Origin of the sequence: Novipirellula caenicola, assembly GCF_039545035.1 — a bacterium.
Taxonomy (GTDB): Bacteria; Planctomycetota; Planctomycetia; order Pirellulales; family Pirellulaceae; genus Novipirellula; species Novipirellula caenicola.
Map to the genome: position 1 here is coordinate 1 of NZ_BAABRO010000027.1, position 19,969 is coordinate 19,969.

Sequence of the window (19,969 nt, forward strand, 5' to 3'; positions counted from 1 at the left end):
TCGTACCAGCAAGAGTTCACCAACCCTCCCCGAAAAACTCGCTGAAGGCTCGTTTTTCGACCCTCCCGATGCGAGCTGGGAGGGTGATCGAATTTCACCTCCCCTGTGGGGAGGTCAGAGTCGGCGGCAGCCGGCTCTGGGTGGGGTTCGTTGTGTTAGAGGTGGATCGTGCCAGCAAGAGTTCACCCGCCCTCCCCGAAAAACTCGCTATAGGCTCGTTTTTCGACCCTGCCGGCGCGAGCGGGGAGGGTGAAGCAAGTTGCTACGGACGACGGCACCACCTCGCGTCCTGGCCGGCTTCTAGCCGATTTTCTTGGCGACCTTTTCTAGCAACGCTTTGCTCTTGCGGATGCCTTCGTATTCGTCGCCGCCCCCTTCGAACTCGATGCCGACGTAACCGTGGTAGCCATGCTCGACGACGATTCGCATCATCCGTTCGTAGTCGGTGGAGGTTTCGTTGCCCTCTTCGTCAAACTCGTGAGTTTTTGCACTGACCGCTTTCGCGTATGGCATTAACGCTTGGACGCCGTGGTAGCGATTGAACAGGTCTGGATTTTCACCACGGGTGATGTAGAAGTTGCCAAAGTCGGGAAGCGTTCCACAGTTGTCCATGCCGACACGCTCGATCACCACGGCCAACCAAGCGGCGTTGCTACTGAGTCCACCATGGTTTTCAACGATCACGTTGATGCCATGGGGTGCGGCGAACTCGCTAAGTCGGCGAAGTCCATCGGCGGCGCGATCGAGTTGTTCGGTGTAACTGCCACCGCTCGCTGCGTTGACGCGGATGGAGTGACATCCCAAAAACTTAGCCGCTTCGACCCATTGATGATGATTTTCAACTGCTTGCTTACGCTTTTGTTTATCGGGGTCACCCAGTCGGCCTTCGCCATCGACCATGATCAATAGACTTTTCACACCGACATCCGAGCAGCGTGTTTTCAGTTCGGTCAAATAGTTGGTGTCACGCGCCTTGTCTTTGAAAAACTGATTGACGTATTCGACTGCGTCAATCCCGAACTCTTCTTTGGTGATGCGAGGGAAATCGAGGTTGGTGATCCCTTTGGATTTGTCTCGTAACGTCCGGTGCAGCGACCACTCGGCGAGCGAAATTTTGTAGGGTGCATCGCCGCCTTCGGCAGCAAACACGCGCTGGCCCGCCAGAGTAGTGGCAGCCGCGGCGGCCATCGAGGCTTGAAGAAACTGACGACGACTCGGAACGTTGGGGAATGTACGCATCGTGAACGAATATCCTGTGTGCTTGATTGGGAGGGATGAAGGAGGGGGTGTCTTTGAATTGTTTCGCTAAATTGTAATTTGTCGTCCGCCGTTTCGCTTGGGGTAAGCGAGGCAAACAGCGTAAAAAATGTTATGGTCGACCGATCCGATTGCCTGTCGTTTGCTTTATAATCACGCGGCCTCCCCTGCCTGTTCCTTTCCCACCCCCAGTCCATTCGACGGAAAATTTGATGAAAGCGACATTTTCGCGGTCCACGCCCTCGCTGTGCTCGGTACTACTTTTCGGCTGGATGTTCGCGGCCACTCCGGTGTTGTCCGAAGAAGCGTTGTCCGAAGACCTGCAGTTTCGCGATCTGTTTAATGGCAAGGATTTATCGGGCTGGATCGATGTCAACACATCGCCGGAAACCTGGAGCGTCAAGGATGGGTTGCTGGTTTGCACCGGTCAGCCGATCGGGGTGATGCGTTCGGATCGCCAATACGAGAATTTCATTCTCGATATCGAGTGGCGGCATATGGAACCGGGCGGTAACTCAGGTGTGTTTCTTTGGTCTGATGCCACACCCGATCCCAAGAATCGATTGCCATTGGGAATGGAAGTGCAAATGCTGGAACTCGATTGGGTGAACCAAAACAAACACGCCGATGGGACGCTGCCGCCAATCGCCTACGTTCATGGGGAACTGTTTGGTGCAGGCGGGATGACTGCGATCCCCGACAATCCGCGTGGCAATCGCAGCAAGTCGCTTGAGAATCGCTGCAAAGGCGTTGGGCAGTGGAATCACTACGTCGTCGTGGCGGTCGATGGGACGGTCAAGCTTTCAGTCAACGGAAAGTTCGTCAACGGAATCCGCAATGCATCGCTGAAAAAGGGATACCTCTGTTTGGAGTCCGAAGGCCGTGAAATTCACTTTCGCAAGATTCGCATCATGGAATTGCCCGGCGGCATGGCGGACGAGACTACCACTGCGGCGCTGCTGAAGTAACGAAGAGTTGCACCTTAGTCTCCCATGCGTGTGGGCTGTCGCCGCTGATAGATCGCGGCAACGATCATTTCAAAGTGGAAGGTGCTTTGGAACTGAGGTTCAAATCCGAGGTCGCGAAGCTGCGGACGAGGATCAACAATGCGTCGAGTTCGAAGTCCAGTTTGCCAGCGGAAAAACGTGTGCATGATGGCAAGCCAAAACTTTGCCCACATGCGCCGCAGTCCTCGATCGGGCTCACAAAAATCGACAACGTACCAATTCGATTGCGGCTTGAGTGCACCGGCGATGCGTGGCAGCAGCTTGCTGAGTTGAGGTGCATCAAAGCAGTCGAGGAAAAATGCCGTGATCACGATGTCAAACGTTGACGTCGGAAACGCAAACATCTCGATCGGCGAGCATATCCATGTGACGTCATGCCGATTCAAAGCGGCGATGCGGTTGCGTTGCTGCTCGAGCATTTTGGGGCTGAGGTCCACGCTGGTGACCTTGGCAGCGGGGCATTGTTGCAAAAATGCTTCGAGTAGTCGACCATCGCCATCGCCCAGGATCAACACGCGAGGAGACGAATGGAGATCGGTAAGTTGGCGGATTCCTGAAACGCGAGCTCGCTGAAGCGTGTTGCCGAATCGCAACTTTTCGATCCACGCATAGTGACGGGCAAGCCGGTCGTAGCCCGCGGCGCCGCGGTCGCTCATGTCACGATTGCCATCACCAGGAAGGGAGATAGCAGTGCAAAATCGGCAAGCTCTCCCAGCGATGATGAGTTACACGGTGACGTACTGCACTGTGATGAACTGCACTGGGACGAACTGCACTGGGATGAACTGGGGTGGGATGAACTGGGGTGGGATGAACTGGGGTGGGATGAACTGGGGTGGGATGAACTGGGGTGGGATGAACTGGGGTGATGCGGTCGATCATCGATCGACCAGGCAATCGGAATCAGCAAAAAGCTGCTCAGCGAAGTGGGGGTGGCAATCGATAGGGGAATCCATCCGCCAATACCAAGGCCCGCGGATACCGTGGCCAACCCACCGGCAAGCCAAGGAAGGTAGACGGATAGTTGAGGGTACATCAACACTGCCGAATCCATTCCTTGTTGTCGATCGCTAGGCCGTTGGGCTGTGGCTACGCACAAACAATTCAGTACGAACAAGGCTGCCATTAATGCAATCGTCACGACAAGCGAAAATGTCACACGTGATGTCACCACCGGCAGACTCACCCCGATGGCAAACAGCGAACCGACAATGAACTCTTTGGGCAATCCCCGTCGGCGTGATGGTGCATCGTGGACCGCTGCCGCATAGAGGGCGACGAAGCCCAATAAGATACCACCGCCAAACAATAGCTCGCGATGCAAGTAGGTGAACGCGATCAGGCCGCCGGTAATCAACACCACGCACCACAGCGGCCACAACAGCGAAGACCAACGTTTCGCAAATCGATGGCGTGGTGCTGCGTTGCGGCAAAAGTTCATCCGCCGGCAATCCAACAAACGGTCTGCCGTGTAGATCAACCACACGGTCATGAACAAGACCACCGTTGACGCAGTCATCATTGGCGTCCCATTGGGCTGGACAGGCGACGCGGCGGGATCGACAAAGGCAGAACGGATCAGCCACTGCCAACCGATGGCCACCAGCGGCGCGTCCAGCGATAGGATATTGGGGATCGAGATCAGCCCCCGCCATGAACGTGTCGTCGCTTGTGATGAATCCGAAAGGATGGTCGCCATGCGTGTGGTCCTCGATAGCGTCCTTTGCCGGAACTTGTTGTCAAGAATGTTTTGCGAATCGTCCCGGCCGCATCTGTCGGTACGGTGGTGTTTTTTTGAAAGTGGCCTCGCCGCCGTGGGTTTGGGGGGTGTTGCTGCCACGGATTTCTGTGATCGACCCTGCCGCCCTGTGATACCATAGTGCACGAATCGAATTTTTTTGAGGGGCGTTGCAAGGGTAGACGATGCGGATCTTGAAAACGATGCGGATTTGGAAAGCACTGTGTCTGGTGTGGCTTGCAATTTCGTTTTGCGGGTGCTCGCGAGGTTATCGTGACGACTTGGATTATTCGTACGGGGTGGTGCAAACATGGCCAATGGAATCGCTGTTGTTTGGCGACTTGGTCCAATTTGAATCCGTTCCACTGGATCTGGACGAAACCGAATCGCTTCGCAAATTGATTCTCGACGACAGCATTGCGGCAAATCGCAACGTCTTAGAAGTGGGGACAGGCACGGGATTGATCGCCATTTTGTGTCTTCAAAACGAAGCGAGCCGAGTCGTTGCGATCGACTGGAATCCTGCTGCGGTTGCCAATGCTCGCTACAACGCTGCGGCTTTGGATAGCGAGGCAAATTTGGAAGTACGGTCCACCGGACGCAAGGAAGCAGTGTTGTCCGCGGTCCAAGAAAAAGAAAAATTTGATTTGGTGATCGTTAATTTTTCTGATGCGATCCCCCCGGCGGTGTCTGGCGACGGGGTGACCGAGGCCAGGATTGAAGATCCCGATGACTGGAGAGATGCGTTACTGGATCACTTGAAACCGCATTTGAACGTCGGCGGCCGAGCCTTGTTTGTGGTGCACCATAAACAAGCCATCTCGCGACTCATTGACGCAGCTCAAAGCAAACACTATCAGGCAAAGGTGCTCGATTCTCGCGACTGGGAAACGTTAGACCGTGAGATCCGTCCCAGTTTGATCGTCGAGATTCGGATTGCCGCCAATCCCGAAATTGTCTCCGAAGGAGAGTTTATTTCACCCCCCTTGTCGCAGTAAATTCAGCGGTGTGATCCGAGTGGTAAAGGAATGACTTGTTTCGATGGCGATCGTAACGCCATTAACTCGATGCGATGGCGTTTGTCAAGCATCTGTCAGGCTCGGGTTTGATTGTTAAAAAAAGTAAGGGCAATTTGCCTTGCGACCGTATCGCTCACGTCACTAATATTAAGATAGCTCGTCACGTTTCTTTTCATTTGAATTTCAGCATCGGGTTTGTGTACCCGGCGCGTTGACGAGATTAACCCACGGTTGGATGACTGATTGATGATTCATTACACCTGTGATCGTTGTAAACGGGAAATCGATACCGCTTGCGAAATTCGATACACGGTGCAGCTTGAGGTTCAAGCCGCACCCGATCCGCAACTCGGTGATTTTGATGAGGACATTGATCACTTGACTGAGTTGCATCAGATCCTTGAAGGCATCGCAGAAGAGGACGAGATGGATCTGTCCAATGCGGAAACCAGTCTGCAGGGACGTTACGATTTATGTCCTGAATGCCATCGTCAATTCTTAAAAAACCCGCTCGGCCGAGATGCGTTTCACGCGATCGGTTTCAGCAATAACTAAACAGTCTCGTTGACCGAGCAGCCCCGTTAACCGAACAGCCCTGTTAACGAAACAGCCCTGTTAACGAAACAGCCCGTTCGCTAAGTCGATGCCGCGAACTCGTCGCCATCGACGTTGGCGACAAACGCAGGTTGTCGATCTAGTCAAAGCGAAACGGTCGTGTGAGCCGAGTGCCGTAATGCACCGGGCCGTGCTTGGGACAAAGCCACTTTCGCGTCGCAGCTCACTAATTCAGCAAGCCGCTTGGTTTGACAAGCCGCTTGGTTTGATTCGAATGTCTTACTCGACCGCTGGCTTCGCTGCGGAGTAGCGTGTTGAGGGGGCACCCACATCGGCAACGTCGGACATGGTGATTTCGACTGGGGATGGCTCATTCAACCGGGTGAACGTCTCGCGGGCGTCGCAGTAATCGATGGCAACAACACGCGTCTGCACCGGCAGTTCCAGAATCTCTTTGTCCGAATAGGGATTGGTCGCGTCCAACAACAATCGCTCGACCCAGCGAGTCGAACGGTTACGGTCCTTGGCATCAAAGATTTGGGTGACGCTGCGGACCAGCGACGGTAGCGAGCTGTTTCGTTTTTGCAGATGCTCGATTGCCGCGCGTCGCAGTGTCTCTTCGGCACTCGACAGATCCTTGGCAGCATCGAGGGCTGCTTGATCGCCATCGCTGTATGCAGCGACCACGAAATGCGCGTTACCAAGGGTGACCACTTCTTTGTCCCAGCCGCCGAACGATTTCTTTTCGCTTTGCGCGATTACCGATACATCGATCAATCCGCCTCGCCAATGATCGGGAACCTTGAACGTCAAACGAAAGGTCTTTTCGCCTTCGAGTACTTGTTGTTCGGTCCAGTTCAATTTGAAATATACCCCGCGTCCTCGATTGATCGTGCCCGAGGCGGTCACGGTTTGGACGGCTGAGACGCGATCGTATTGCAGCGATTCGGTGGCCTTGTTGGATTGATCGACACCAAAACTTCCGACAGCGAAATGCGAAAGCGTTCCGTCGACCGACAAGCCTGCTGACTTGGCGTTTTCGTCCGTCGTTTTGATTTGGATTGCTCCTTGAATGGGACTCGCCACTTCGGTTCGCGGAGCGTAGTCGGCAATTTGCATTGCACGGTCGCGGGGTTGGCAGCGAACGATCCATTGATCGATCCGTTTGGGTTCCGGAGCCACGATCATGGATGAAAGTTTCAATTCGACATCGACCAAGCGAGCCCCAGTGCTGTCGCACGAATTGGGAACCGCCGCGGCGACCAAAGGCAGGTCGAACGAGATTTCGGGGTTGGATGCTTGCGATGTTTTGGAGAGCCCTGCGGATTGGACAAGCAGAATCGCAGAGAAAAACATGAGGGAGCGTTGCATTTCAATATTCCTTTTCTTTGATCTCGGCAACATCCATCGAGTGTCCCTTGGCGGGGGCGATGGTTTTGTGCGAACAAGACTTCCGTATGTTGTCTTGCCGGATCCTCCGGGCTATCAAACGCCGACGCTGTACGAAGCCGTCGGGGGATGAAATCCAGTTTCCGTCTTGGAAAAGGGCAAAGGCGAACGGGATAGGGAATCCGATCCGCTACGATCGCCTCGCAAAGGAACTGTATTGGTGGCTCTCGCAGAAAGCAAACGAACAAGATCCCCGGGCAAGCCCGTCAATGAAAACTCACTTTCCATCGACACCCGTGAAACATTCGCAATGTCATCGATCGCTCCGCGAACGTGCGGTTTATTATTGTCGTAGCTAGGCTCGCCAAAGCGTGGATTTCCGCCGTCTGGCGACGGCAGCTACGTCGAAATACGACAGTTTTTTTCCGTTCGTGCTCCGCGAGCCTAACGCCGCGTCACTGCGAAGCACGCAAACTCGCATCCCACCGCGCCGCAGCGTGAAACACGCTGCTAGCTATGCATCCGCGGCAGCGGAGAGCCTGCGGCGATGATCTTTGCTTCGCAAGCGGACAGTTGGTTCAGTCGTTCACGCACCGTTTCCCGTGGGGCAAAGTATTCCGCGAGCCGCACGTACGTGGTGTGATGTCGTGCTTCGCTTTCAAAAAGCCCCGCGTAGAAATCGGCCAGCTCCGGCTCGCGATGACGAACGTGCTCGGCAAGCAGACTGAAACGCTCGCAGCTGCGAGCTTCAATCAGCGATGCGACAAGCAGCCGGTCGACCGCGCGATCGGGTTCCTGGGATCGAACGAGTTCGTTCAATTCTTTGCCATAGGGGCCGGGCGTCAGCCGTCGGAACTCGATCCCACGCTGCTGGAGGATATCCAGCACCATTTCAAAGTGTTCGAGTTCCTCTTCGACAATTCGTTTCATCTCGCGGCAAAGGTCGCGATTCACTGCATAGGCATTGATAAAGTTCATTGCCGTCGACGCCGCTTTGCGTTCACAGTGGGCGTGATCGATCAGGATTTCGTCGAGATGCTGGTCGACCTGTTCGAACCAGCGGGCGGCGGATTCGGATTGTAAATGCAACATCGGCTTACTCCGAGAACAATGCGGTGGCGAACGAGGCGGGGTCAAACGGGGCAATATCCTCAATGCCTTCGCCCAGACCGACAAATTTCACGGGCAATTGAAACTGTTCGCGAATCGGCAGCACGACCCCGCCTTTGGCTGAACCATCAAGTTTCGCAAGAATGATGCCGGTGCACTTGGCCGCTTCGCTGAATCCACGTGCTTGGCTGATCGCATTTTGACCCGCGGTCGAATCGAGCACGAGCAACACTTCGTGCGGCGCCCCCTCGATCTTCTTTTCCACCACGCGGCGAATCTTCTCGAGTTGCTGCATCAGATTCGTTTGTGTTTGCAACCGGCCGGCGGTGTCGATGATCGCGATGTCAGCGCCGGTGTCGATTGCCTGTTGGACCGTCTGAAACGCGACACTCGCCGGATCCGCCTCGGGTTTGCCGGTGACAATGTCGCATCCGATCCGGCCTGCCCAAACGGTCAATTGTTCCACCGCCGCAGCACGAAACGTATCGCCAGCCCCGAGCACGACCTTTTTGCCCGATTGATGTAGATGATTGGCCAGTTTGCCGATCGACGTGGTTTTGCCGCTGCCATTCACACCGACCACCAGGATCACGGTGGGCGGGGCGTCGGCTAGGTTCAGCGCGGTCGATTCCTGCTGCAGCATGCTGCGGGTTTGATCGGTGATCGTTTGCACGACTTCGTCGAACTGCACCACTCGGCCTCGCAAACGCGTCGCGACATCGTCCCGAATCGTTTCGGCGGGGCCGATTCCCATGTCGGTGCGGATCAATTTGGCGAACAATTCGCTAAGCAGCGCGTCGTCAACGAGCCGGCCTTCGCTTTTGAATAGGTCGCGGATATCCGTATTTAGAGTACGCCGCGTTTTCTGTAATCCGGCACGCATTTTCGAAAGCAGGCCGCCGCCCGATTTCTTGGCCACATCCGGTGCCTGCCCCTGAGTAGGGGTGTTTTGCGAGTCGGCTGCGGAGGAATCGTCAGAAACGGTGTTTTTGGAACGCCAAAACGCCATTGGTGGATCACTTGCTTGTCAGGGGAAGAATCGGACGGGGTGGACGTCTCTGGGAAAGCACCGATTCTGCCCGATTGGCCACGTTTCGTATAGATCCGGCCCGGTTGCACGGCACCGACGGGGGGTTCCTGCGTCGGTTAAGTAGCGTGTTTACTGCAGTCAAACTGCAAAATGTTAATTTGTAACGGCACTCATCTCGAATGTTCAGCCTCATCGCCCAAAAACGTTCAGTCATCAAAATCGCTACAGTCGATGAAATGATTGTAGACCGATCGACCGTTTCGATCGGCTAAGTTTGGCTAGAAGGATTCAGAGGATCAGTTGGCAAGATTCCTACAAGATGCATTTGTGGAACCCGACTTGGTCGTAGCGAACCGGAATCACCACATTCGTGCGTGTGATTCCATGTGAGCCTCCGATATCTGCAGTGAAGACTTAGCGTGGACGTAGGAGTGTCGATCGCAATTTGAAGTGAGCTCTCGCAGTTTTCTTCAGGCGGAAATTTCGAATTCGTTCTACCTAATGCGGGCGTAGACCTGCGTTTTCCCTGACGGTTTGTCGTCGTTAGGAAAATTCACGTGGTTGTTATTAAGCAGAAGATACAGTCACCCTTTACGGATGATGGGGAGTAGAGAGCGATTATGAGAATTAGCAAACTAGCGATGCTGGCCATGATGGCCTGTGGCGTTAATGCCGGAATCAATTCAGATATCCGTGCAAACGAAATCAATTTGGTTTCGCACTGTGCAGAAAAAGGCTGCGATTGCGGCGAACCAGTTTGCGGTTGCGAGCCCGTAGCTCCCACATGCGACACCGGCATCTGCGATGGCGGATGCGACGGTGGTTGCGATTCGGCTGGCTGCGGATGTGGATCGGGTTCGGGATGCGGCATCGGCAGCATCTTGACCGGTGGCGACTGCTGCCTGGGTGACCCTTGGACCCTGTTCGGCGAGCACAACGGTTGGTCCGCTGGTGGTTGGATTCAAATGGGCTACCACAGCGACGCACTGCCGTTGTTCAACAGCCGTCCCGATGAATTGCAACTGCATCAAGCTTGGTTGTACGCCGAGAAAGCAATCGACACCTCTTGCGGTTTCGATATCGGTGGTCGCATCGACTATCTATACGGTACCGACTCGCAAGACACGCAAGCGTTCGGAATCGACAACGATCACTGGGACAACGGCTGGGATCACGGACCTGACTACGGTCACGCGATGCCTCAGTTGTACATGGAAGCTGGTTACGGCGATTTGTCGGTCAAAGTCGGTCACTTCTACACCATCATCGGATGGGAAGTGGTTCAAGCGACCGGTAACTTCTTCTACAGCCACGCTTACACGATGTACAACAGCGAGCCATTTACGCACACCGGTGCTTTGGCTACCTACAACGTGAACGACAACGTCACCGCTTACGGTGGATACGTCATGGGTTGGGATAGCGGTTTCGAAGACAACGGCGACGCGTTCCTCGGCGGATTGTCGGTTGGTTTGACCGATGACTTGACCGTCACTTACGCAACCGTCGGAGGCGTTTTCGCCAACAACCAAAACGCATACGAGCAAGGCTACATGCACTCGATCGTTGCGGACTTGGCTCTGTCGGACAACCTTCAGTACATCTTCCAAAGCGACGTGCTTGACACCGAAGATCGTGCTGGAGCGACCGCTCGCGAAACGTTCGACATCAACCAATACTTGATCTACACGATCAACGATTGCTGGTCGTACGGAACTCGTTTCGAATGGTACGATGCGAAGGCAGGCGTTCTTGATGGCAACGACGTTGACGTCTACGCCTTGACCGCTGGTGTGAACTACAAGCCACACGCCAACGTCACCGTTCGTCCTGAAATTCGTTACGACTGGGTCGAAGGAAATCCTTCGGGAATTCTTGAGAACAACGACGACGAGCAATGGACCTTCGGCGTTGACTCGATCTTCACATTCTAAGCTTCGTGTAAACGAGCAACGAATCGTGTGAGTGAATCGCAGATTGAAAAAGACCCGGTCGCCTTGAAAAAAGGCGGCCGGGTTTTATTTTTGCCCTGGTGTTTTGTGACCGGTGTTTTGTGACCGCCAAGAAGGGTCGGTCATGACCGTAGCGGAAGTCGTCAACGGCTTGTTGATTTATTCGTACGATGGACTTCCTAGTCCGTCGAATCCACCATTGACGGACTAGGAAGTCCATCATACACCCTCGCCGCAGGAAGCTTCACTAAATCAACAAGCCGTCAAGACTTTCGACGATTCACTTTCCAAACATCACTTTCGACATTTCACGGTGTGGATCGAAACTTTCCTGCAAGTTCCACTACCCCGAAAATGAAGCGATGACGAACACACTCGCGATTTAGTTTGACTTGTGCTTGCGGTACTCCGCACGCTGTTGCGAGTAATCTTCGGGCCCCGGCAAGTTGACCGCTTCCGGATTGGCTTCGTCCATCAGCTTCTTCAAAAACGGGCGGCACCAACCGCAACCGGTGCCTGCACCAAAACATTCCGAAAGCTGGCTTGCCCGCTTCGGTTTCTGAACGCGAATGAACTGTACGACCTTGCGGCGTGTGACGTGAAAACACAAGCACAGTTCGTCATCATCCTGCACTTTCGGCTCCTTCGGTGATCAGCCATGTCGCAATACGACAGGCATCGAGGTAGTCGGCAATTTCGAGTCGTTCATCAATTGTATGAATGTTTTGCTGGCCGCAACCCATCGTGACCGCCTCGACCCCATGACGATACAACCAATTGGCATCGAGTCCACCGTTGGCAACGGCACAGTAGGGCGTTCGTCCCACCTTGGAAATCGCGTCATTGGCCGCTTGGACCGACGGATGATTCTCGTCCAATCGAAACGCTTCGTAATCGACTTGGGTGGTGAATTCAATTTTTCCACAAATCCCTGAATCAGTACTGACACTTTTGGCGGCCGTCTGGAACGCTTGCCGAATCTCGTCAACGATCTGTGTCCGCATCTCGGCGTCGTGGCTTCGCGCTTCGGCACGCAGCGTCACCAGCGGCGTGATCACGTTGGTCGCATCGCCGCCTTGAATGACACCAACATTAGCGGTCCCGCTACGGCCGTCTTTTTCGATCTTGCCGAGCCATCCTCGTTGATCCAAGTCGGCGATCGCTTTGGATGCCATCACAATCGCACTGGCGCCTTGCTGAGGCGCGACTCCGGCGTGAGCGGGGGTTCCGAACACTTTGATGGTGATCCGTTCGCCACCCACGGCTCCGATCGTGACCTTCTCAGGAGCTCCGCCATCAAAGTTAAACGCGCGGTCGACGTTGCCGACCAGCGACACATCCAAATTGCGAGCCCCATGCAGCCCGATTTCTTCTTGTACGAAAAAGCCGATCACGGCGGGAGGAAAATTTTCGTCGCCGCGTTTCAACCGCTCCAGTGCCGCGGTCAAAATCGCTGCACACCCGCTGCGATCGTCTGCCCCCAACCCTGTCGCTGCACTGCTTCGCACTTGACCGCCATCGACCACCGGCTGGCTGCCGACACAAATCGGGACCGTATCCATGTGCGCCGATAGCATCGTTTTCGGCCCCGCGCCGTTTCCCGGCAGCGTGACAATCAGGTTGCCACAATTTCCTTTTAAATTCGTTCGCGTTTCGGCACCGTCGAATTGGATCTGCGAATCGGGGACCCCCGCTTCCTTGAAAACGCGGACCAGGTACTCGGCGACGGCTCGTTCGTCGCCACTGAGTCCGGAAATTGCAGCTAATTCGAGGAATCGGTCCAGGGTCTTGTCGGCATCCATGAGGGCTCTCTGGGGTGGGGCGTGACGTCAATGCCATCTCATTTGGCACGAAATGGTTGGTTTTACAGCGGTCCGCCGCAATTTAACAATAATGCTCAGCGATTGTCAGAAGACTCCTTTTCAGTTTGCCCTCTGCACGGAAAATCATTGCGTTAGAATAGACTCCTGACGCACACGCCTAGGTGCGAAGCGATTACGGCTGTTCCTCCTTTACACACTGCTGGTACCCACCGTTGGATCTTCCTGTCATTCCGTCCGCTGCCATTCCTGGAGCCGCAGCCCAAAACTCTGGCGACGATGTCGATCAGCGCATTCACCTGCTGGATCTCGACGTCGATCAGCTACGAAGCTGGCTCGTCGAGCAGGGCCAGCAGGGGTTTCGAGCCAAACAGATCTGGAATTGGATCTACCAGCGTCGTGCGGCCACGTTTGCCGAGATGACCGATCTGCCCAAAAAGCTTCGCGAGCAGCTTGAGCAGCATTTTGTGATCTTTCGCGCCAGCGAAGTTGATGCGGTGTGCTCGTCCGATGGCACCGACAAATTGCTGGTGCGTCTGTTCGACGGAGGCGAGGTGGAATGTGTGCTGCTTCGCGACGGCATTCGCCGAAGCATTTGCGTCAGCAGCCAAGTGGGCTGTGCGATGGGGTGCGTGTTTTGCGCCAGCGGACTTGACGGCGTGGACCGCAATCTGACACGCGGCGAAATCTTGGAACAGATGCTGCGTCTGCAATCGCGTTTGCACCCGGACGAACGGCTTAGCCACATCGTGATGATGGGAATGGGCGAACCGCTGGCCAACTTGGATCGCGTGTTGCCGGCGCTGGACGAGGCACGCAGTCCCGAGGGGCTAGGGATCAGTCCTCGGCGAATCACGATCAGCACGGTGGGGCTTCCGCCAGCGATCGATCGATTGTCCAAACATGGTGTCCCCTACAACTTAGCCGTCTCGCTGCATGCACCGAATAATGAACTGCGAACTCAGCTGGTTCCCGTGAACAAGCGAATCGGTATCAAAGCGGTGCTCGATGCGGCGGATCGCTATTTCGAAGCCAACGGACGTCGCTTGACGTTCGAGTATGTCCTGCTCGGTGGTCTGAACGATTCCGATGATTGTGCTCATCAGTTGTTGGGGATTCTTCGCCGACGCAACGTGATGCTGAACGTGATCCCGTACAACCCGGTGGCCGGATTGCCGTACGTGACGCCAAGCAGCAAAGCGATTGCCGACTTCAAAGACATATTGGTTTCGGGCGGTGTCAACGTGATGTTCCGGCAACGCAAAGGTAGCGAGATCGATGCCGCCTGTGGCCAATTGCGCCGCAACCGCCAATCGGTCTAAGCAACGTACAGTACGACGTGCTTTGTCTCTCCCAACGTCAGACCGTGCTGTTTGTTGCTGAGAGTAATGGGTCTTGCTATAGATCCCGCTTGCAGGACGTGTAGCCGCGTCCACTACGCAAAAGTTTTCAGTCGAAAGATTGACGTCCCACGGCAATCGCGGAGGGCGTCTTAATGCCCTTGGCCACTCGCCACTCGCGGCACAATCGGCATATCCCGCACGCGTTACCGAGATGCATCCCCGCATTTGGTCGGCCGACGTTATTTTATCGGCATGACATTCATCATGTGCAAAACTTTTGAAACAAAGCTTTGCACGAAATCGTCAGCGCGGGGGCGGTGGTGATTGGGGACGCAAAGCTGTCCGCTTTCCCACCCGAATGAGCATCCTGCCATGAAACGTATTGCCGCTGTTTTGTTTGTTGTTGTCGCTGCGAACACTTCCGTTTCCGCGCGTAGCCCCTTCCAATTATTTCGTTCGTCGACTCCTTCGCGACCGGCCCAACCTGCCACTTCGCAGCGATCGACCACCGAAAATCCACTCAGCATGAGTGACGAACAGCTCGAAAAGATTTATGGACCGAGCATTCTGGTGCAGGACGTCCAAGTCACTCAAAAAGCAAACACCGAAAAATCAAAGACGATGACGCGGTTTGTGACACAGCCCAGCGACGATCAATAACCCGCTGCATTATCGGTCTCTCCTTTTTTCATCAAAGTAACGTGCCATGTACAAGCAAAGTTTGATCGCGATCGTCGTGGTTGCCTCCACGCTGAATGTTGCCAGCGCACAGGACCATACGCATCGGCGTCGAGGCGTCATCCTAGGCGGACTCGCCGGCGCCGCGATCGGAGCTGCGATTGGTGACAAAGGGAACAACGAGACCGCCGGAGCCTTGATCGGTGGTGCCGTCGGCGCGATCGCCGGGGGAACGATTGGTAACGAAAAGGATGCTCGAATCGAGCACAACCGAATCTATCACTCAGCCCCGCCACAGCACGTTCACTCGTACCCCGGGTACCCACAGCCTGCCTATCCGCATTCGGGATATCCGCAGTACCGATCGACGTCGCCGTATCCGTCTGGATTGCCTTATTCGCCTTCGTCGGCCTATTCGGGGCACTCTAGCGTTGAAGTGGTTCCGCCGCCAACGGTCTATCGAAGCCGACCTGATTGGCAGTCGGAACCGCAATACTTGGGCCCGTTGTCGCCTCTGGACGTGGTTTCGATGAAGCGGCGAGGAATCTCGGATACCGCAGTGGTCAACCATCTGCAAACCTACGGCATCACGATGCCGCTGAGTGTGCGGGACATTATCGGGATGCACGACCAAGGTGTCTCCGAATACGTCATCGACGCAATGCAAGTCGCGCCGGTGATGCAGTCGGCTCCGCAGAATTCTTCGACACGGACTTCGCCCATTCTCGGTTCGCCCACGCTGCACGGCCCTCAGTAAGCCGCCGCTTAGCACATCAGTGCCATCGACTTTGTCTGTGAAGAATTTTTTCGTGGCTACCTTTGCCAGAAGTTGATGATCCGCAGAAGGTGGTGATTCGCATTTGCGCGGCAACCATCCACGCTCTGGCGAGCGTAGCTACGACACGCAAACGCCGTCTCTTGGCGGTCCTAAAGGCTCCGCGGCATTATGTTTACGTTTCGATGCCGGTCACCAAGCGAGACGGCAGATGGCTGGCGGAATTCAGCCAATGCAGTTTCCAGCTATGTCCATCGAATTCCAGTTTGGTGATTCCCGTGTTGACGAAGGCTCCGACCTTTTCGACATCGGTGACCTGCGAAAGCATTTTCGCCAATAAACATCGTTTGAAGTCGGCATGGATGACGGCCACGATCGTTTTGCCGCTGGCTCCGAACGATTGAATCAATCGCTCGGTGACGACTTCGGCCCGCGTGTTCGCTTGGTCATCGGTTTCACGGCGGTTCCCAGCCCACCATCCCGCACTGGTGATCGTTTCATCGATGATACAGTCGTGGGGCAACGCCGAGAATTCTTTTTCGATGCTTTCGCGTCCCATGCCAGGGCCTCCTTCGGTCGCATCGGGGCCGTGGCCGCGAAAACAACCGCCGCGTTCAAACACGTTGTGCCAAACATGAACGCATTGCGGCGATTGATCGACGATAAAGCGAGTGGTTTGGATCGAACGGCGAAACGGGCTTGTGATCAGCGTGTCGATCGCCAGTGTGCTGGTCCATTTGGCTAGGTATTCGGATTGCAATCGGCCGCGTGGCGTGATCGCTGGATCCTCGATCCGTTGGTAGGGCGGCATCGCATTGTTTTCGCTTTCCGCATGTCGAATCAGGTAAAGTTGCATCGTCGATTTCAGAGTCCGTGCTGGCTGCCAAGTTCTCGGCGCGGCCCAAGCCATGCCGTCACTGGCGTTTCGATAGAATTACGAGGGAAAATGACCGATGCGTATCCCACCGGTCGCCTCAATTCTAGGGATCACAACCGAGGATGCGAACCGTCGCCAATCGTGTGGCGACTTTGGATGGCCGTTGCCGCGAGTTCGCCGGAGTCGCTTCATTCCTTCGCTAGGTTTTGGGTTTGTTGGCGAAACTGGGATGGCGTCACGCCGGTCGCCGCGCGGAACGCTCGGGTAAAGGCACTCTGGTCATAGAACCCACTTGAAAAGGAGATGTCGGCAATCGTCTTGTCGGTGTCCAACAGCAACCGTGATGCTGTCGCGACGCGTGTTTGACGTATGAATTGACTGGGGGTTAGACCGAACAGTCGCTTGGTCAGCCGAGCCAAACGTTGCAGCGACATGTTAGCACGCTCCGCTAACATCGAGGGGGTGCTGATTTCGATCGGGTTTTGTTCAAAGAACTCGAGCGCCTGAGCAAACTCATTGGGAATGATATCCGTTTCGACCGGCACGCGAACGTCGCGTGAAAAGCCAACCAAACCAATGATGTGGTCGTCGGAATCAATGATCGGCAGTTTCGTGGTCAGACACCAAACCGGTTTGTGAGGACGATGCCACTGCATTTCAAGATGACCCACCAACGCGCGTCCGGTCCGTAAGACCTTGGCGTCTTGTTCGGCGGGTACTTGTCCGAAGTCACCGGGACAAATTTCAGAGGGACGTTTGCCAATCGCATCGGCAGCCCGCTTCAAACCGTGCCGCTTCGCCAACGATTCATTGACGCACACGTATTGTCCATGTTCATTCTTAATGAAAAACGCAACGTCGTCCGCCTGATCGAAAAGCTGAGCTAACAACCCGATATCGATGCTAGTCAGCTGTCTCGCCGCGAATTCCGTGGTGGGGGTTAACCAAGTGTTCATGGTCGTCGGTCCTTACCCATGGCGTCCGAGAAGAGAGAGACAGCAAATTCGTGGCGATGCAGATTCGGTATCGAATGACCGTGACCAATCCTGCGAGCAATCGCATGCGAATGTTCACGAGGGGCAAGGTTCGCAAGGCAGACGCGGCTTAACACGCTTCGGGCAACCGATAACAGCCCCACCGATCGAGTCCAGCATCGGGGATATCTCGTTCTGAAAAACATGTTTTATGGCGGCTAAGTCAAGGTGAAGATTTACGTGAATCATAGCATTGCAATCGATCGCAAGGCCAATGATTGGAGTGAATTAAAACCGAGGGAGCCCGTTGTCGGCATCGCGGCGTCTCCGGTACAGGCCGCACGGCAGCATCCCCCCATGACCAAGGTGTCGCAAATCAATATCGGCGTGTCGCAAATGATTAGTCTTGTTCCGCCGAAGCCTGCTGGATCTGGGTGGGGACGTTCCCCCATTCCACACCGAGCGTTTTAGGGATCAATGGGCAAATGGAGTCATTTACCGCCTGTCCTAATGGAATCCTGTTTCCGTCGGATGATGGATTGTAATTGGTTTTCCATAATTGTGCGCATATTTGTCGAGTCGCAATCGTTTCATCCAATGACCAGGGCTCGTCCGTCACTAGGATCAATTCGTCTCCGTCCAAACGCTTGTTCCCACAGCGACAGTGTATGGATGGATCCTGCCCCTTTTGCATTTGCAGCGGTTTTACGATGGCCGTAGTGCCGCGTTGGGGTAACTCGCGTTGCAAGATGATGCGACCGATGACTTTTGCTTCGCCGGTTGTTATGGTGACGGTTTTCGCCGGCATCAAATGCGGTGCCGACGCGAAACCTGCTTTTGCTTCGCCCTCTCCCCCGAAGATCGATTTAAACTTATGAAGCTGACATTGAACTTAGCGGCGCTGGTTTTGGTGGCGTCCCTCTGCGGCGGTTACTTAAACACGTCCTTCGCCGCCGAACAGCCGAACGTGGTCGTGATCCTGGCCGACGATTTGGGGTACGGTGACGTGGGATGCTACAACCCCGAATCGAAGATCCCTACGCCGAACCTGGATCGTTTCGCGAGCGAGGGGATGCGATTCACCGATGCACATAGTCCATGTACCGTATGCACGCCGACACGTTACAGTTTGATGACGGGGCAAATGGCATTTCGGATTCCCAACGGAGGCCGTGTGTTTTCGGGGGCCGGCGGACCATCGTTGATTGATCCAGAGCGGTTGACGTTGCCATCGATGCTGCGTCAACAAGGGTACACCACTGCATGCTTTGGCAAGTGGCACATTGGATTGACGTTTTATGATCAGCAGGGGGAACCGATCCATCACGGAAATCTCGAAGCGGTCAAGCGAATTGATTATTCGCGTCCCATCGATGGCGGGCCCGTGGATTGTGGATTCGATCATTTCTTTGGCACCGCATGCTGTCCGACGACCGATTGGTTGTACGCGTTTATCGATGGCAAACGGATTCCCAATCCGCCCGTCAAACAGCTCGATCAGTCGACGCTTCCCAAACATCCCTATTCGCACGATAACCGACGCGGGATGGTTGCACCGGACTTTGATCTCGAAGAAGTCGACATGGTGTTTCTGAAAAAGAGTCAAGATTTTCTTGTCCGCCACGTGGCGGAAACACCCGACAAACCATTCTTCTTGCTGCACAGCACGCAAGCGGTTCACTTGCCGTCGTTTCCCGGCGACGCATTCAAAGGGAAAACCAATTCAGGGCCGCATGGCGATTTCATTTTCGAATTGGACTATGTCGTCGGCGAGTTGATGAAGACGCTCAAGCGTCTGAATGTTGACGACAATACGTTGGTCATTTTCACGAGCGACAATGGTCCCGAGGTCCCGACGATCTATCACATGCGGCATGATCACGGTCACGATGGGGCACGTCCGTGGCGAGGTGTGAAGCGTGACAATTGGGAAGGCGGCCACCGGGTGCCGTTTCTCGTCCGCTGGCCTGGCAAAGTACCCGCAGGGACCACTTCGTCCGAGCTCACTTCGCTGACCGATGTGATGGCAACGATCGCCGAGATCGTCGAAGCACCGCTTCCCGACGATGCGGCCGAAGACAGTTTTAGTATGCTACCCGTGATGTTGGGCGAGGCTCCCGAGCAGCCGATTCGTCCGTATCTATTACAGCAGGGGTTTGGTGGCGCGAAATACTTGGCGATCCGGCGAGGACGATGGAAGTACTTGGCGCACAAAGGATCCGGTGGCAACCGCTATGAAACGCACCCCCAGCTCAAAGAGTATCTGCTGCCCGACACCGCGCCGGAGGCTCCGGGGCAACTTTATGACCTGGAAACCGATCCCGGCGAAACGCAGAATTTGGCGGTGTCGCATCCCGAGATCGTCGAAGAGCTGACTTTGTTATTGGAACAATCGATCGCCAGCGGCCGCAGTGCGCCAAGTCGATAACTGCAGCAAATCGATAA

At 55.0% G+C, this 19,969-nt stretch carries 18 protein-coding genes; 8 read left to right on the forward strand and 10 right to left on the reverse strand.

The window, feature by feature from the left end:
* Window positions 1-300 precede the first annotated feature (300 nt).
* The gene (locus ABEA92_RS28695; protein WP_345688842.1) at window positions 301-1,239 is read right to left on the reverse strand and encodes a sugar phosphate isomerase/epimerase family protein; all 939 of its coding nucleotides are present in this window, start codon (window positions 1,237-1,239) and stop codon (window positions 301-303) included.
* A gap of 230 nt (window positions 1,240-1,469) precedes the next feature.
* Between ABEA92_RS28695 and ABEA92_RS28700 the strand changes: the two genes are divergently transcribed.
* Complete coding sequence (locus ABEA92_RS28700) at window positions 1,470-2,225, forward strand: 3-keto-disaccharide hydrolase (RefSeq protein ID WP_345688844.1); 756 nt, start codon at window positions 1,470-1,472, stop codon at window positions 2,223-2,225.
* Window positions 2,226-2,239: 14 nt separating this feature from the next.
* On the opposite strand, the gene ABEA92_RS28705 is transcribed toward ABEA92_RS28700, so the two are convergent.
* Entirely contained in the window at window positions 2,240-2,920 is a 681-nt protein-coding gene (locus ABEA92_RS28705; protein WP_345688846.1) for a class I SAM-dependent methyltransferase, read from the reverse strand.
* Window positions 2,917-3,963: a hypothetical protein gene (locus tag ABEA92_RS28710; protein WP_345688848.1), complete on the reverse strand. Its 1,047-nt coding sequence runs from the start codon at window positions 3,961-3,963 to the stop codon at window positions 2,917-2,919. Before ABEA92_RS28710 ends, ABEA92_RS28705 begins: the two co-directional genes overlap by 4 nt.
* Before the next feature lie 224 nt (window positions 3,964-4,187).
* Between ABEA92_RS28710 and ABEA92_RS28715 the strand changes: the two genes are divergently transcribed.
* On the forward strand, window positions 4,188-5,000 hold the full coding sequence (locus ABEA92_RS28715; protein ID WP_345688850.1) for a 50S ribosomal protein L11 methyltransferase: 813 nt from the start codon (window positions 4,188-4,190) through the stop codon (window positions 4,998-5,000).
* 267 nt (window positions 5,001-5,267) lie between these two features.
* Complete coding sequence (locus tag ABEA92_RS28720; protein ID WP_339937616.1) at window positions 5,268-5,576, forward strand: hypothetical protein; 309 nt, start codon at window positions 5,268-5,270, stop codon at window positions 5,574-5,576.
* 279 nt (window positions 5,577-5,855) lie between these two features.
* On the opposite strand, the gene ABEA92_RS28725 is transcribed toward ABEA92_RS28720, so the two are convergent.
* The 3 genes from ABEA92_RS28725 to ftsY all read right to left on the reverse strand — a co-directional run bounded on the left by ABEA92_RS28725 (window position 5,856) and on the right by ftsY (window position 9,084).
* A complete protein-coding gene (locus tag ABEA92_RS28725) occupies window positions 5,856-6,947 on the reverse strand; it encodes a hypothetical protein (RefSeq protein WP_345688852.1) in 1,092 nt (363 codons plus the stop codon).
* 528 nt (window positions 6,948-7,475) lie between these two features.
* Entirely contained in the window at window positions 7,476-8,057 is a 582-nt protein-coding gene (locus tag ABEA92_RS28730; RefSeq protein ID WP_345688854.1) for a MiaE family protein, read from the reverse strand.
* 4 nt (window positions 8,058-8,061) lie between these two features.
* Window positions 8,062-9,084: a signal recognition particle-docking protein FtsY gene (gene ftsY, locus ABEA92_RS28735; RefSeq protein WP_345688856.1), complete on the reverse strand. Its 1,023-nt coding sequence runs from the start codon at window positions 9,082-9,084 to the stop codon at window positions 8,062-8,064.
* A gap of 641 nt (window positions 9,085-9,725) precedes the next feature.
* On the opposite strand from ftsY, the gene ABEA92_RS28740 reads away from it, so the two are divergent.
* A complete protein-coding gene (locus tag ABEA92_RS28740; protein WP_345688858.1) occupies window positions 9,726-11,039 on the forward strand; it encodes a porin in 1,314 nt (437 codons plus the stop codon).
* Window positions 11,040-11,439: 400 nt separating this feature from the next.
* Here the strand turns inward: ABEA92_RS28740 and ABEA92_RS28745 are convergent, their stop codons facing one another.
* Window positions 11,440-11,691: a (2Fe-2S)-binding protein gene (locus ABEA92_RS28745; protein WP_345688860.1), complete on the reverse strand. Its 252-nt coding sequence runs from the start codon at window positions 11,689-11,691 to the stop codon at window positions 11,440-11,442.
* The gene (locus tag ABEA92_RS28750; protein ID WP_345688862.1) at window positions 11,681-12,859 is read right to left on the reverse strand and encodes a M20/M25/M40 family metallo-hydrolase; all 1,179 of its coding nucleotides are present in this window, start codon (window positions 12,857-12,859) and stop codon (window positions 11,681-11,683) included. Before ABEA92_RS28750 ends, ABEA92_RS28745 begins: the two co-directional genes overlap by 11 nt.
* Window positions 12,860-13,092: 233 nt before the next feature.
* Between ABEA92_RS28750 and rlmN the strand changes: the two genes are divergently transcribed.
* The 3 genes from rlmN to ABEA92_RS28765 all read left to right on the forward strand — a co-directional run bounded on the left by rlmN (window position 13,093) and on the right by ABEA92_RS28765 (window position 15,655).
* Window positions 13,093-14,199 carry a dual-specificity RNA methyltransferase RlmN gene (rlmN, locus tag ABEA92_RS28755; protein WP_486348739.1) on the forward strand — a complete coding sequence of 369 codons (1,107 nt, stop codon included), beginning with the start codon at window positions 13,093-13,095 and terminating at the stop codon, window positions 14,197-14,199.
* A gap of 393 nt (window positions 14,200-14,592) precedes the next feature.
* On the forward strand, window positions 14,593-14,880 hold the full coding sequence (locus ABEA92_RS28760; RefSeq protein ID WP_345688863.1) for a hypothetical protein: 288 nt from the start codon (window positions 14,593-14,595) through the stop codon (window positions 14,878-14,880).
* Between the two features lie 46 nt (window positions 14,881-14,926).
* Window positions 14,927-15,655: a glycine zipper domain-containing protein gene (locus ABEA92_RS28765; protein ID WP_345688865.1), complete on the forward strand. Its 729-nt coding sequence runs from the start codon at window positions 14,927-14,929 to the stop codon at window positions 15,653-15,655.
* Between the two features lie 193 nt (window positions 15,656-15,848).
* On the opposite strand, the gene ABEA92_RS28770 is transcribed toward ABEA92_RS28765, so the two are convergent.
* Together ABEA92_RS28770 and ABEA92_RS28775 are read right to left on the reverse strand one after the other, a co-directional pair.
* Window positions 15,849-16,529, reverse strand: coding sequence for a histidine phosphatase family protein (locus ABEA92_RS28770; protein ID WP_345688867.1), 681 nt, complete (start codon window positions 16,527-16,529; stop codon window positions 15,849-15,851).
* Window positions 16,530-16,738: 209 nt separating this feature from the next.
* Window positions 16,739-17,506, reverse strand: coding sequence for an AraC family transcriptional regulator (locus ABEA92_RS28775; RefSeq protein WP_345688869.1), 768 nt, complete (start codon window positions 17,504-17,506; stop codon window positions 16,739-16,741).
* Between the two features lie 892 nt (window positions 17,507-18,398).
* Between ABEA92_RS28775 and ABEA92_RS28780 the strand changes: the two genes are divergently transcribed.
* A complete protein-coding gene (locus tag ABEA92_RS28780; protein WP_345688871.1) occupies window positions 18,399-19,952 on the forward strand; it encodes a sulfatase family protein in 1,554 nt (517 codons plus the stop codon).
* Window positions 19,953-19,969: the final 17 nt, after the last annotated feature.